Source organism: Collibacillus ludicampi, from assembly GCF_023705585.1.
GTDB lineage: Bacteria > Bacillota > Bacilli > Tumebacillales > BOQE01 > Collibacillus > Collibacillus ludicampi.
Window position 1 is genome coordinate 3,535,320 of the sequence record NZ_BOQE01000001.1, and the last position, 12,965, is coordinate 3,548,284.

Here is a 12,965-nt window from a genome sequence, read left to right on the forward strand (position 1 = left end):
AACCTTCCTGCACAGAAGGTAAAGTAAAATCTCAAATGCCTTCATGGATCGGTTTGATTTTCGGAAGTTTATGAGCGGGTATCCGGGAAGTTCAGAAAGTGCTAGAATTTTTGACGATGAGATACTCTCACTAGGAGTACGAATGAAGAGAGAAGTTCCGGATTCGTTTGGCCGGCGGTGAGAACCGGAAGACAGATGTGAAGGAGCTTACTGTCCTAAACTTCCCGTGACTTATGGTGATGTTTGTAGGCTTGTATTTTCGAGGTGAAGCAGAAGAGTCAGCTAACAAATCAGCTGACCCTTCTTGAATCTAAATGAATTAGAGTTGAAGTGATGACTTTCAAAACGTCTTTCTTCGAACGGTACCACTCACTTCTAACGACGCAATTTCAAACCAACGGTAATTTTCTTGTTTTCGGCATCGACGCGAACTTCGCTTTCGGGAGATGATGAAATCAATATGGTATCACCAATCGTAATTTCACTTAGGTATTGGTTATTCGCGCGAACCAGTACCGTGCGTTGGTCTTGGGATATAAATAATGATGTTGCGTTATCCAAAGCTTGAACGTTCCACCCGTTGATAGCAACCAATTATTTTCACCCCTCTTTCGTATAGAAATCGCTAAACATTATTTATTCTATGCGATGATGTTTTTGATTTTCCTTCGGAGTACCTTTCTTTGATGTGTCTATTCAGTAGGTTGGTAAGAGACAGGTATTCAAAATCGATGATGATAAAAGCCTTGTCTTAGAAAATCATGGTGATAGATAGCTTCTTGGATCGCTACTGCGAATTCTGCTTCAAACTGGAAAAGATAATCAAGATATTCGTAAACAAGGAAGTTTTTTGTAAAATATAGAATAGTATGAGATGATAACGAATTTGGATTTCTTAAGAGGAGAGTGAAGTACTGAAAACCATGAAGGTTATTCTAACCCAATGAAATAGCAAAAAGTATCGCCAATAATTTTTTTATTATTCATTGGGGAAAATCCCCAACCTGAAATTCCTCTCGTAGCTGATAGGATGAACTTTCAATATATAGAGTGCAGATTTTCAAGCAATAAAAACAAAAATGCGAGGAGAAAAGCTAGTCTACTTTTGAAGGGATAATAGACATGTATCAAGAATGGATTTTGCTATTTTTAATTGGATTATTTGCTTCCTTTTTAGGAACTTTAGCTGGCGGAGGAGCACTCATAACCATACCAGCTATGATGCTTTTTGGACTTCCTGTTCAGATAGGAGTAGCTACAAATAAATTTTCTTCAGGGATTGCTTCTTTTTCTAGTGTTGTTACACTCATAAAACAAAAGGCCATTACATTGAAACAAACATTAAGATATGTATTTGTTGCCATAGTAGGTGGATTCGTCGGTGCCTTCTTTACCTCCCATGTAAACGAAAAGACGATGAATCAAGTAGCGATCGGTCTACTCATTTTTGTTCTGTTAATTTCTATAAGAAAATGGAATTGGGAAGATCAAAAACAAGCGCTTTCCACTAAGAAGATGGATCTATTCTGGACATTCCTCATTGCTATATATGACGGCGGATTTGGCCCAGGATCTTCAACCTTTGGTATTCTTCATTATATCAAGTTGACTGGAGCGTACATTCAGGCAGTTCATCTAACACGAATACTCATTTTAGGAAGTTGTGTTGGAGCTTTTATTATTTTCTATCATACTGGATATTTCGTAAGCGTAAAATAATCCCCACCTTTTGAAGAGATGGGGATTTTCGTATGATTTACGTATTCTTTTTTATAGCCCGGCAGGTAAGCGGTAGGCTTTCTGACCAAGGGAGAAGCTGATCTAAGGAATCTTTGTCTTTCATATCTAGGTTAGGTAGTTTCTCAAAGAGATAGGTAAGATAGGAATAGGGATGTAATCCATTTTCTTTCGCTGTCTCTATGATACTGTAAATGATCGCACTCGCCTTTGCACCACGCGGGGTATTGGAGAACAACCAGTTTTGCGACCGATCACAAACGGTTTGATCGCGCGTTCACTTCGGTTGTTATCGATCTCCAATCGCCCATCTTGTAAAACGCCTCTAATTTTTCCCACTGGTTCAGACAATACAAGATTGCCTGACCGAACGCACTTTGGGCAACACTTTCGGTTTCTGGGTACGTAGCCATGCCAAAAAGCATCCAACACAGGGCGGCTGCGTTCTTGACGGATTTGGTAACGTTCCTCAGGCGTGCACTCCTTTAAGTCCCGTTCAATCGCAAAGAGTTGATTGCAGAAATTGAGTCCCTCTTTGGCTGCTACCGGTGACGAGCGCTTCGATTCAGGCAGCGCCTTGAGTGCCTCATCGAATTTGCGCCGGGCGTGAGCCCAACAACCGACCAGGGTCACATCCGGTATCCCATGGTAACCCGCATAGCCATCGACGTGCAGGTACCCTTTGAAACCGGAAAGAAACTGACGCGGGTGTTTGCTCGCCCGTGTCGTCTGGTAGTCATAGAGGATGATGGCCGGACCTTCTCTCCCGGTGCGGTACAGCCATAGATAAGAAGTCGTCTGTGCGGCCCGACCCGGTTCGCGGAGCACTTGTAAGGTCGTCTCGTCTGCGTGCAGAATGTCCTGCTTGAGTAAGTGCTCGCGCATGCGATCATAGAGCAGACTCAACCAGGTATTCGCTCCGTAGAGGATCCAGTTGGCCAGGGTCTGACGAGACAACTCAATCCCCAGGCTTGCAAACTGTTGCTCTTGTCGGTAGAGAGGCATGCTCTCCACATATTTTTGACTCATGATATAGGCCATACTGGAAGAAGAAGCCAAACTCCCGGAAAGACGGGGCAGGCATAGAGGCTGTGACTATCGGCGTACTTGTCTCCTCACGCTCACAACGGCGGCAGGAGTAGACGTAACGGACATGCTTGACCACTTTGACTTCGGCCGGAATAATCTTCAGCTCTTGCCGTATCTCCGTGCTCATTTCATGCAAAGAACCACCGCAACACGAACAAACCTGCTCCTCAGATGGCAGGCGATACTCGATCGTCTCCACTGGCAGGTTTTCAAGCAGGGTTTCCCGGTGGCCGCGTTTTTTGGAGCGGCGGTACGTAATGGTTTCGAGGGTAGGCTCCTCTACAGTGGGATCTGCCTCCACCTCGGCTTCGTTAAAAAGCTCAAGCTGATCGGCATTCGTTCGTTCGCTCGAAGAGCCAAACCGGCGCTGTTGGCTGAGGCGAAACTGCTCCTCATACCACTTCAGTTTGGCGGTCAGTTCCGCATTTTGCTTTTTCAGCCAATCGCATTCTTTTTGGAGATCTTCTATTGTAGTAGGGGTCGGGTTCAATGTATGATTTTTCATAATACTATTGATTTCGACAATGTACAGCCAATTCCTTTTCCATTCAAAAAAAATAGGTGGATGTGTGGAATCATACGATTGTGCGCGCGGTCACCGCAGGGTGAGCTTGTCGCTGTTCGAGAGATAAACCATCGAGTAGCCAACGCAACTCCCGACGACTGATTTTCAACGGTACGGAGCTCGCTTCCGCTGGCCACTGAAATTTTCCTTTCTCTAACCGGCGGTAATAGAGCCAGAAACCGTTGTGTTCCCAGCGAAGAATCTTCAGTTTATCTCGCTTTCGATTGCAGAAAACGAAGAGACAGGGCGAGAAAGGGTCGAGTTCAAACTCTTCCTTGACGAGTACGGCTAACCCGTCAATCGATTTCCGTAGATCGGTGCTTCCGCTGGCCAGATATACCCGCTCTACGCTAGCTTCGCTTAGCATAACGTTTGGAGTGTTCGCACGACGTCGGCCAACAGTGCAGGATCAAAGCCAGACTGGATTTCTACGGTTGCTTGCCCTACTCTAACGAGCAAGGTGTTTCTAGACTCGCCAGTCTGCCCGTCCACTTCTACCGATATCCATTTGGATGATGGGTTCACAGCGGCTTCTTTGTGTTCAATCTTCCGGAGCCAATACCGGAACTGATGAAGCTTCAACTGATGAGCTCTACACCATGCTGATGCACTCTGTCCGCTAGCCCGAAAAGCAGCGATCCGTACCTCCCACTCTTTTCTCAATTCTACATGGGACATTGAAAATTCTCCTCTCCGAATATCTTGAGGAGATTATCTCAAATACAAAACGAGGTTAGTAGGTGGGGAGTATTTGACGCTTACGATATTTCCAATGGAAATATGCTATTCCTTTAGCATTGGGTTCTATTCTTGGAACAGAGTTAGCCTTAAGATTTCTTCCGCACATTCCGAAAGAATGGGCAAGGAGACTCATTCATGCCATCATTTTATTACTTATTATACAAGTATCTGTCAAACTTATATAAGATTGTTACTTTGCATACAGTGATAGAAAAAGAGATCATCATAAGATTAAATGAGAGGACTGTGGTGATTCGGGAGCGGCTGAAAATTCTCTAGGTAAGGGGAGAGGTGGAGTTAGGTCAAGTTCTTTAAACATTTATCCATGATTGTGCTTGATCAAAGTACTTGCACATGATCTAACAAAAAAGAGCTTGTTGTGAAGTACCACAATAAGCTCTTTTTTGGTTAGTTTTGGATAAGGATACAAGGATTATTCTTGTGCAAGTGATTGATAGAAACTTGTTTCATAACTCGTTCGACTCATATTGTAGGTCTGTTGGAAACTTTCATCTACGCCAGTTTGAGGTATGCCATTCAAAAAGGTTAAAAATGCTTGATTTCCATACGTGTCTAATAAGTTTTGAATGGCTAGATAGTCTTCCCATTCTACATTGTAGTTCGCATTTAAAATATCATTTTCACTCGCGGAAAGCTGTAACAACTGTTGTTGCTGGGCCACTTGATGAATTTGTTGATTCAACTTCGATGTCAGTTGCTGAGTCTCTTGTGGTGAAACCTGTGCTTGTGCCAACAATCCATCATGCCAAGCAATTCCTTCATTGATCCAAGTCGGTAATGAATCTCCAATTCCTTTTTGATTTAACACCACATGCGTCAATTCATGGGTTAACACGTTAGCAAGATCCGATTGATCTTGCAGATTATAAAGAGGAATCCAGACATCTGAACCTACCGTTAATCCTCCGGTTTCAGATGCAATATTCTTCAACTGATCTGGTGACACACCGGCTTCTTCCAAGGAATTTGCATACGTCTGTGGATTCGAAAACAACACGACACGTGTATTTTTCGCTGGAACATCTCCCACATTTTGTTGAAGGATCGGTAATGAGATCGTTTGAATGATTTGCTCAGCCAGTTTCAACTGATTGCTTGTTACCCTTGTATCCCCCGCAAATACTTTAATTCCATTCACATTTGTTTGCTGATTTGCTTTTTGGGTAGGCAAATGTTTCCTATGCAATCGATGAACAAATCTTTGATCCGAAAACTGATAGGGTTGACTTTCATCATGGAAGACTTGATTCACCTGTTGCTTGATCGAATCTGCATCATCGGAGTTCTTAAGCATTTGAATGAGTGATAACAGATCGGTCCAAAACTTATTTTCCATATTCAGCAAGTATTCGCTTGTTTGAGTCAAATCGTTATTTGTATATACATATGAATTTGTTGTATTTGAAGATACGTATTGTCCATGTCCAAAGTATGATGAAAAAGCTAGTAATCCGAATAATAGAATTCCCTTCATAATCCTCACCCTTTCTCAGTTTTAAAGTAGTCCCCCATGCCGCAAGCGGCACCATCAGAGGATGAAAAGTTTCTTGTGCGGGAAGAGAGATTTAAGCTGCCTAATGCAACGGAGAATCTTTTGGGTGGATCGAATCACTTTGCAGCGCAGAGGTGAGTTGAAGGTCGTTCCGCAACTTCTGTTAAGAATCCGGGCGGGACGACCTTCATCGAACCCAAGCGCAAAGCGGTACATCCACCCAAGCACTCATTTTCAAAGTAGTCCCCCATGCCGCAAGCGGCGCCATCAGATGATGAAAAGTGTCTTCGAGTGGGCGTAATGCTTTGCGTGAGACAGCGACTTTGGAGGTTGTCTCGCCACATTTGATCATTGTTCCATGCGAGACGACCTCCACGGAGCGCGAACGCAAAGCATACGCCCGCCAAACTACACATTTTCAAGGTAGTCTCATTAACAACTATAGGACTTGATTTTTTGAATTTGCTTAGAAAAATGCGTAGCAAGTGTAGATGTGAACAGCAAGTGAAAAATCGCCAAGATAAATAATTGGAAATTTCACCCTGAGGCTTTCGTTCTTAAGGTCAGCGAAAATTGGCAAGATTGAAGTCTTAGGAAAGAACCGGTGAGACAGAATGTATGTATAGGTTATATAGCGCCTTTAATTGAATCGTTTCAAGTAATCATTCACGAAACCTTTAGTTTGTTAGTTATAATTCTTTAATCATAAACTTTGAATTCATGCGATTTTTTAAAGTAATCCTATCACTATCAGTGTATAGAATACTATTCTGAAGTTCGCGTAATTGGTTAAATATTTTCAATTTACATCATTGACATTTCAATTCGATAAATGTATGATATTTTCAGAATAAAACGTTTCAAAAAATTTTTTGTAAAAAATTGAATTGTTTCAAATTGAGGGAGTGAATTATGTCGACGATCAAAGATGTAGCTAAACTAGCAAAGGTATCCGTTGGAACAGTTTCACGCTATATCAATGGATACAAAATAAAAGATGAAAATAGGATAAAGATTGAAGAGGCGATTAATCAACTAGATTTCAAGTTAAATCCTATCGCAAGAGGATTAAGAACAAATAAAACTTTTACTATTGGCGTGTTAATTCCTCGGATTAGCGATATCTTTTGTACACAGGTAATCGAAGGGATTGAGGAAGTACTTAATCCACTGAACTACAGCATTATCGTCTGTAGTGCCAATGACAATTTTGAACAGCAAGCAGAGAAAATGAAGTATCTTCAGAACAAGTGTGTTGATGGCATAATTGTTATGCCAGTTACCTCGACAGAACTATACGGTAAAGAAGTCGTTGAGAGTGGAATTCCTGTTGTCTTGATCGACCGACTCGTGAAAGATTGCGAGTTAGATGCCGTTATTAGTGATAATGTGAATGGAGCGTATTCAGCCGTTGAAATGATCATCAAAAAAGGTCATCGGAAAATAGGGATTATAGCGGGACCGCAGGATATTTATACGGCAAAAGAACGTTTGACAGGGTACTTGCGTGCACTCAACGACTATCACATCGAAGTAAATGAGAACTATATCGAATACTCGCAATATACAAAGAATGGAGGTATTGACGCTTTCAATCGTTTGATGAGTTTAGAAGACAGACCAACTGCAATTTTTACAACAAATTACCCCATCACAGTAAATTCCATGAAAGTAATGATGGAGAAGGGCCTAAGAATGGGGGAGGACATTTCTTTATGCGGTTACGATCAAACAGAACTTTTCCAAATGTTTAATCCCCCTGTATCAGTTGTTGTACAACCGACCCGAGAGATTGGAATTCATGCGGCTGAAATTTTATTAAAAAGAATAAATGGAGACTATTCTAGGTTTCCTTATATTCAAAGGCTGAAGACTCATTTAATTTCTACAGATTCGGTCAAAACTCTGTTTTAGACCGTATACCAACAAGAGTTATGTATCCGTTATCTGTAAGCGTTGTCAATTAAACTACTATTGAAAGGGGAAACAAAATGAAAAAGTTTGGTAAGTTGGCATTAAAGATGTTGTTAGTTTCGGGTATGGTTTTTCTAAGTGCTTGTGGGACTCAGGGCGCTGCAAACCAAGGCAGTGAAAAGAAGTCAGACAAAAAAGATTATGTGATAGGTGCCTCATTATTAACTCAGCAGCACCCGTTTTATGTGTCGCTTAAAAATGCAATGGAGGAAGAAGCAAGAGCTCAAGGCGTACAACTCAATGTATCGATCGCTAACCAGGATTTGAATAAGCAGCTTTCAGACATAGAGGATTTCATTACAAAAGGTGTTGATGCGATTATCATTAGTCCTGTCGATTCAAAGGGTGTAACAGCGGCGATTAATAAGGCGAAAGCAGCGCATATTCCCGTCATTACAGTAGATATTCCCGCAGTAGGAGCTGAAGCTGACGCACACGTTGCAACTGATAACCTGACTGGAGGGAAAATGGCAGGTGAAGAAATGGCAAAAGCTCTTGGCGGGAAAGGAAAAGTAGCCATTATTGATTACCCCACGGTTCAGTCTGTTATTGACCGGGTAACTGGATTTAAAGAAGCTCTCGCAAAATATCCGGATATAAAAATTGTTGCCGACCAACCGGGAATTACAAGAGCGGAAGCTTTAAGTGCAGCTCAAAATATAATCCAAGCAAATCCTGATTTGAATGGTATTTTTGGCTTTGGAGATGATGCTGCACTGGCTGCGGTGGCTGCCGTTAAATCGGCAGGAAAAGAAGATCAAATTAAGATCATCGGATTCGACGGTATGCAAGAGGCAAGAAATGCTGTTAAAAACGAAAAATCATTCTTCTCCGTTATAACACAGCATCCGGACCAAATTGGAAAGGATGGTCTTGATACAACTTTGAAAATTCTTAAAGGGGAAAAGGTAGACAAAGTCATTTCAATAAAACCTGGCGTATTTGGAAAAGACGGAGAGAAAAATTAACATATTTCGAGTTTTACATTTGCCCTTTCGGTGACCTGCCGTAAGGGCCTCTCTCTAGGAGGTGCAGTATATGTCGGGAGAAGTCGTATTAGAGATGAATAACATTAAGAAGGTTTTTGGAAAAGTGGTGGCCCTCTCGGGAGTAAATCTAAAAGTAAAAAAAGGTCAAGTTCATACGCTATTAGGAGAAAATGGTGCCGGCAAGTCTACATTAATGAAAATATTATCAGGAGTTCATCAACCGGACGGTGGAGAGATTATTTTGAAAGGGGAAAGAGTTAGGTTCCAAAGCCCGATGGATGCGCAAAGTCGCGGGATAAGTATCATTTACCAGGAATTAAGCCTTTGTCAAAACTTGAGTATTGCCGAGAACATCTTTGCGAATCGTGAGCCAGTGAAAGGTCTTTTTATCAATGATCGAGAGATGAATCGGGCCGCTAGGGATATATTGGATCAAATTGAAATGGATATCTCTCCAACAACACTTGTTAAAGAACTTAGCATTTCACAAAAGCAAATGGTTGAAATAGCGAAGGCCCTCTCCATGAATTCGGAAATCATCATCATGGACGAACCGACATCGGCACTCAGCAGCAGGGAAACAGAAGTATTGTTCCGCATTATCGAGAAACTGAAGGAGACAGGTGTGGCGATCATTTATATTTCCCACCGTATGGATGAGTTGTTGAGGATTTCTGATGAAATCACGGTAATGCGCGATGGTAACTATATCGGCACAGTCAAAAAGAGCGAGGCAGATATTAACAGCCTGATTCGCATGATGGTTGGTCGGGAACTGAAAGACATCTATCCGAAACGAGATTACGAAATCGGTTCAGAGACTTTGTTGGAAGTGGAAGGCTATACGAAAAAGGGGTTATTTGATGATATTCATTTAAAATTGAGGAGAGGAGAAATACTTGGAATATTTGGGTTAGTAGGGGCGGGGCGTACCGATGTGGCGAAAGCCATTTTTGGAATAACAACTCCTGATGCCGGGACGATCAAAGTTAAAGGCAATCAAGTTAAAATTACAAAACCTCAGGATGCCATTAAACACAAAATTGCGTTTATCACGGAGAACCGGCGGGAGCAAGGCCTTGTCATAACGGACACTGTGAAAAGAAACATCAGCATGGTGAGTATCGACACACTTCTGTCTAAAATTGGCCTACTGAATGAAAAGACGGAAAATGCGATGGCGGAAAAAGCTGTTTCGAAACTAAATATCAAAACATCTAGCATTCATCAAACCGTGAACAATCTAAGCGGAGGAAATCAACAAAAGATTGTTCTGGCTAAATGGTTAGAGACAAAACCTGACATTTTGATTCTTGATGAGCCAACCAGAGGAATTGATGTAGGCGCAAAGCGCGAGATATACAACATAATGAGAAAGTTGGCAAGCGAAGGTGTAGGTATCATTATGATTTCTTCCGAACTTCCAGAGGTTCTGTTTATGAGTGACCGAATATTAATTATGCGCGATAAAAAGATAGTAAAAGAGCTTCAACCCTCAAAAACTTCTCAGGATGAAGTCATGCTGTATGCTACGGGAGGTAGATGACGATGGGTAATTTGTCAGGTACTGTTGAATACAAAAAAAACCCTTTTAAAAATTCAAGCATGAGTTTTTTTAAAACATATGGTGGAATTTTGGCAGGTTTAATCGTACTTGTCATTCTTTTCTCCCTAAGCTCCCCTTATTTTCTGAAGATAAATAATTTTGTTAACATCATTCTGCAAATATCTATTATTGCAATATGCGCATTTGGGATGACCTTTGCTTTGATTATCGGAGGAATCGACTTATCTGTTGGTTCGACGATCGCCCTTGCAGGAACAGTTGCTGCTCTTTTATTGCAGAAGAACATTCCGTTTCTTGCTGTTATATTGATAGTTGTTCTGTTTGGAGTGATTTTGGGAACATTCAACGGTGTACTAATTTCCAAAGCGAATATTCCAGCTTTTATCGTGACCGTTGCAACGATGGGGATTTTCCGGGGGATTGCTTATATTACGACAAACGGGGTGCCCGTGGCGATTCAAAATGAGTCCTTCTTAGCATTAGGTAACGGTACATTTCTGGGAATTCAAATTCCTATATTAATTTTGCTCATCCTTTTTATAGTTAGCCATATTCTTTTATCAAAAACAAAGTTTGGAAGACGTGCTTATATAAGCGGAGGTAACGAGGAAGCGGCTATTTATGCCGGGATTCAAGTAGCTCGCTTAAAAATTTGGGTATATATAATCACAAGTACAATGGCGGCAATTAGTGGTTTAATTCTTGCCTCCCGCTTATATTCGGCTCAACCGAATGCGGCCAGCGGATATGAACTGGACGCGATCGCGGCGGCTGTACTGGGAGGCACAAGTCTCAGCGGTGGAAGCGGCAAAATTGTAGGAACATTAATCGGTGCAATCATTATTGGCATTATCAATAACGGAATGAACTTAATGAATGTGCCATATTTCTATCAGCTTATAGTCAAAGGATTGGTAATTTTAGTAGCAGTATATGTTGATGTGAAAAACAGAAATAGATCGAAATAAAGTTAGGTGACACGTATGGCTGAAATTATTACTATCGGTGAAATTCTAGTAGAAGTAATGGCTAAACATGTGGGTCAAAAGTTTGATACAACAGGTGAATTTATCGGACCATTTCCCAGCGGTGCTCCAGCGATATTTATTGACCAAGCTAGGAAGACAGGAAGTTCGAGTGCGATTGTTTCTACGGTTGGGAACGACGGATTTGGTCAGATCAATATTGAGAGGCTTAAACAAGATGGGGTAGATGTACGGTTTATTAGGACTGTAGCTGAAAAAACCACAGGGATTGCATTTGTTACGTATAAGGAAAACGGGGATCGCGATTTTATCTTCACTATTAAAGATTCAGCAGCAGCTTGTATTACCCGAGACGATGTTAAAGAACAGATATTTGAAAACTGTAAGTATTACCATATTATGGGTTGTTCTGCCTTTAATGAAGAAATGATTGCCGCTATCAAAAAAGCGGTTGGAATCGCAAGAGCGAACAATGCACAGATTTCGTTTGACCCCAACATTCGAAAAGAACTGATGGAAAACGAAAAAATAAAGGAGTTTATCGATTTCGCCTTACATACCTGCGATATATTTCTTCCAGGTGAAGATGAGTTGAAATGGATCACGGGAATTTGGGACGAAAAAGAAGCGATCCGTTCAGTCATGGAGAAAGGTATTCGCTATGTTGTCGTGAAACGCGGTAAAAAGGGCTGCACAGTGTATGAAAATGAATCGTCCTTTGATATTGATCCTTACGAAGTAACGGAAGTGGATCCAACCGGAGCAGGTGACTGTTTTGCAGGTACATTAGTGTCTCTGCTGAATCAGGGAAAATCCATTTATGAAGCGGCTCAATTTGCAAATGCGGCCGGTGCGTATGCGGTAACGAAAAAAGGGCCGATGGAAGGTACGGCTACACTGGATGAATTGCAAGAGTTCATGAATTATATAGGAGGTACCACGAAATGCCTTTAGTATCCGGAATCGACATGTTAACGCATGCTCATGAAAACAACTATGCTGTAGGTGCATTCAACTATGCAAACATGGAGAATCTACAAGCGATTATCGAGGCGGCGGAAGAATTAAATTCACCGGTTATCATTCAGGTTACCGAAAAAAGTATAAAATACGCCGGTTTGCATTATTTATACGCTCTCGGAAAATGTGCGGGAGAAAATGCGAAAGTTCCAGTAGTTCTCCATCTTGATCACGGGAAAAAATGGGAGACGATCGTAAAATGTATACGACATGGATGGACATCCGTAATGATCGATGCATCGCAAAAACCATTTGAGGAGAATGTAGTGCTAACACGGAAAGTAGTTGAATTTGCTCACGCCGTTAATATTTCGGTAGAATCGGAACTTGGATTTATTGGTGGAAAAGAAGGAGATATCACCCCGGAGGATAACATTTACACAGATGTGGAACAGGCGGCGGAATTTGTTTCGCGAACCAACACCGATTCACTCGCAATTGCAGTCGGAACAGCCCATGGCATTTATAAAGGAGAAGTTAGAATCGATTTTAAACGCATCCAAGAAATTAAAGAACGCACCCAAATTCCGCTTGTTCTACATGGGTCTTCCGGTGTTCCAGACGACTTGATTCAGCGGGCTGTGCAAGCTGGTATCAACAAAGTCAATTTTGACACGGAAATAAAATTGGCAAACCTTGAGGCGTTGAAATGCTTCATCAATGAATATCCGAACGAATATGATATTCGGAAAATCTATGAACCGGCCCGAAAAGCGATGAAAGAAAAAATCAAAGAAAAAATTCGCTTGCTGTCAAGTGAGAACAAAAATTGGCTGTAGGAGGC

Annotated in this window: 14 protein-coding genes; 7 read left to right on the forward strand and 7 right to left on the reverse strand. The window is 41.6% G+C overall.

Annotated elements, in window-relative coordinates; all coding sequences use genetic code 11:
* Positions 1-375 precede the first annotated feature (375 nt).
* Complete coding sequence (locus DNHGIG_RS17960; protein WP_282200891.1) at positions 376-594, reverse strand: hypothetical protein; 219 nt, start codon at positions 592-594, stop codon at positions 376-378.
* 528 nt (positions 595-1,122) lie between these two features.
* On the opposite strand from DNHGIG_RS17960, the gene DNHGIG_RS17965 reads away from it, so the two are divergent.
* On the forward strand, positions 1,123-1,719 hold the full coding sequence (locus DNHGIG_RS17965; protein WP_282200892.1) for a sulfite exporter TauE/SafE family protein: 597 nt from the start codon (positions 1,123-1,125) through the stop codon (positions 1,717-1,719).
* A 37-nt stretch (positions 1,720-1,756) separates the two neighbouring features.
* On the opposite strand, the gene DNHGIG_RS17970 is transcribed toward DNHGIG_RS17965, so the two are convergent.
* From DNHGIG_RS17970 to DNHGIG_RS17995, 6 genes are all read right to left on the reverse strand, one after another.
* Positions 1,757-1,975 carry a transposase domain-containing protein gene (locus DNHGIG_RS17970; RefSeq protein WP_282200893.1) on the reverse strand — a complete coding sequence of 73 codons (219 nt, stop codon included), beginning with the start codon at positions 1,973-1,975 and terminating at the stop codon, positions 1,757-1,759.
* Positions 1,918-2,742, reverse strand: a complete 825-nt coding sequence (tnpC, locus tag DNHGIG_RS17975; protein ID WP_282201468.1) for an IS66 family transposase — start codon at positions 2,740-2,742, stop codon at positions 1,918-1,920. The genes DNHGIG_RS17970 and tnpC overlap by 58 nt, the downstream gene beginning before the upstream one ends.
* Positions 2,696-3,331: an IS66 family transposase zinc-finger binding domain-containing protein gene (locus tag DNHGIG_RS17980; protein WP_282200894.1), complete on the reverse strand. Its 636-nt coding sequence runs from the start codon at positions 3,329-3,331 to the stop codon at positions 2,696-2,698. The genes tnpC and DNHGIG_RS17980 overlap by 47 nt, the downstream gene beginning before the upstream one ends.
* A gap of 70 nt (positions 3,332-3,401) precedes the next feature.
* The gene (gene tnpB / locus DNHGIG_RS17985) at positions 3,402-3,758 is read right to left on the reverse strand and encodes an IS66 family insertion sequence element accessory protein TnpB (RefSeq protein WP_282200277.1); all 357 of its coding nucleotides are present in this window, start codon (positions 3,756-3,758) and stop codon (positions 3,402-3,404) included.
* Positions 3,752-4,069, reverse strand: coding sequence for an IS66 family insertion sequence element accessory protein TnpA (gene tnpA, locus DNHGIG_RS17990; RefSeq protein WP_282200895.1), 318 nt, complete (start codon positions 4,067-4,069; stop codon positions 3,752-3,754). The genes tnpB and tnpA overlap by 7 nt, the downstream gene beginning before the upstream one ends.
* Positions 4,070-4,565: 496 nt before the next feature.
* On the reverse strand, positions 4,566-5,627 hold the full coding sequence (locus tag DNHGIG_RS17995) for a hypothetical protein (RefSeq protein ID WP_282200896.1): 1,062 nt from the start codon (positions 5,625-5,627) through the stop codon (positions 4,566-4,568).
* Positions 5,628-6,557: 930 nt separating this feature from the next.
* Here DNHGIG_RS17995 and DNHGIG_RS18000 point away from each other — a divergent pair.
* The 6 genes from DNHGIG_RS18000 (at position 6,558) to fba (ending at position 12,960) form a co-directional block, all read left to right on the forward strand.
* Positions 6,558-7,559, forward strand: a complete 1,002-nt coding sequence (locus DNHGIG_RS18000) for a LacI family DNA-binding transcriptional regulator (protein WP_282200897.1) — start codon at positions 6,558-6,560, stop codon at positions 7,557-7,559.
* 77 nt (positions 7,560-7,636) lie between these two features.
* A complete protein-coding gene (locus DNHGIG_RS18005; RefSeq protein ID WP_282200898.1) occupies positions 7,637-8,587 on the forward strand; it encodes a substrate-binding domain-containing protein in 951 nt (316 codons plus the stop codon).
* Between the two features lie 70 nt (positions 8,588-8,657).
* Positions 8,658-10,154, forward strand: a complete 1,497-nt coding sequence (locus DNHGIG_RS18010) for a sugar ABC transporter ATP-binding protein (protein ID WP_282200899.1) — start codon at positions 8,658-8,660, stop codon at positions 10,152-10,154.
* A gap of 59 nt (positions 10,155-10,213) precedes the next feature.
* Positions 10,214-11,143 (forward strand): ABC transporter permease, encoded by a 930-nt coding sequence (locus DNHGIG_RS18015; protein WP_282201469.1) that lies wholly within the window; start codon positions 10,214-10,216, stop codon positions 11,141-11,143.
* Positions 11,144-11,158: 15 nt separating this feature from the next.
* Positions 11,159-12,115, forward strand: coding sequence for a sugar kinase (locus DNHGIG_RS18020; RefSeq protein WP_282200900.1), 957 nt, complete (start codon positions 11,159-11,161; stop codon positions 12,113-12,115).
* Entirely contained in the window at positions 12,106-12,960 is an 855-nt protein-coding gene (gene fba / locus DNHGIG_RS18025) for a class II fructose-1,6-bisphosphate aldolase (protein ID WP_282200901.1), read from the forward strand. Before DNHGIG_RS18020 ends, fba begins: the two co-directional genes overlap by 10 nt.
* The last annotated feature ends 5 nt before the right edge of the window (positions 12,961-12,965 follow it).

What these genes read in the sequence shown, in the direction of transcription:
- DNHGIG_RS17965 (WP_282200892.1), top strand. Translation starts at nt 1,123, where the DNA reads ATGTATCAAGAATGGATTTTGCTATTTTTAATTGGATTATTTGCTTCC.
- tnpC (WP_282201468.1), bottom strand. Translation starts at nt 2,742, where the DNA reads ATGCCTCTCTACCGACAAGAGCAACAGTTTGCAAGCCTGGGGATTGAG.
- DNHGIG_RS17980 (WP_282200894.1), bottom strand. Translation starts at nt 3,331, where the DNA reads ATGAAAAATCATACATTGAACCCGACCCCTACTACAATAGAAGATCTC.
- tnpB (WP_282200277.1), bottom strand. Translation starts at nt 3,758, where the DNA reads ATGCTAAGCGAAGCTAGCGTAGAGCGGGTATATCTGGCCAGCGGAAGC.
- tnpA (WP_282200895.1), bottom strand. Translation starts at nt 4,069, where the DNA reads ATGTCCCATGTAGAATTGAGAAAAGAGTGGGAGGTACGGATCGCTGCT.
- DNHGIG_RS17995 (WP_282200896.1), bottom strand. Translation starts at nt 5,627, where the DNA reads ATGAAGGGAATTCTATTATTCGGATTACTAGCTTTTTCATCATACTTT.
- DNHGIG_RS18000 (WP_282200897.1), top strand. Translation starts at nt 6,558, where the DNA reads ATGTCGACGATCAAAGATGTAGCTAAACTAGCAAAGGTATCCGTTGGA.
- DNHGIG_RS18005 (WP_282200898.1), top strand. Translation starts at nt 7,637, where the DNA reads ATGAAAAAGTTTGGTAAGTTGGCATTAAAGATGTTGTTAGTTTCGGGT.
- DNHGIG_RS18010 (WP_282200899.1), top strand. Translation starts at nt 8,658, where the DNA reads ATGTCGGGAGAAGTCGTATTAGAGATGAATAACATTAAGAAGGTTTTT.
- DNHGIG_RS18015 (WP_282201469.1), top strand. Translation starts at nt 10,214, where the DNA reads ATGAGTTTTTTTAAAACATATGGTGGAATTTTGGCAGGTTTAATCGTA.
- DNHGIG_RS18020 (WP_282200900.1), top strand. Translation starts at nt 11,159, where the DNA reads ATGGCTGAAATTATTACTATCGGTGAAATTCTAGTAGAAGTAATGGCT.
- fba (WP_282200901.1), top strand. Translation starts at nt 12,106, where the DNA reads ATGCCTTTAGTATCCGGAATCGACATGTTAACGCATGCTCATGAAAAC.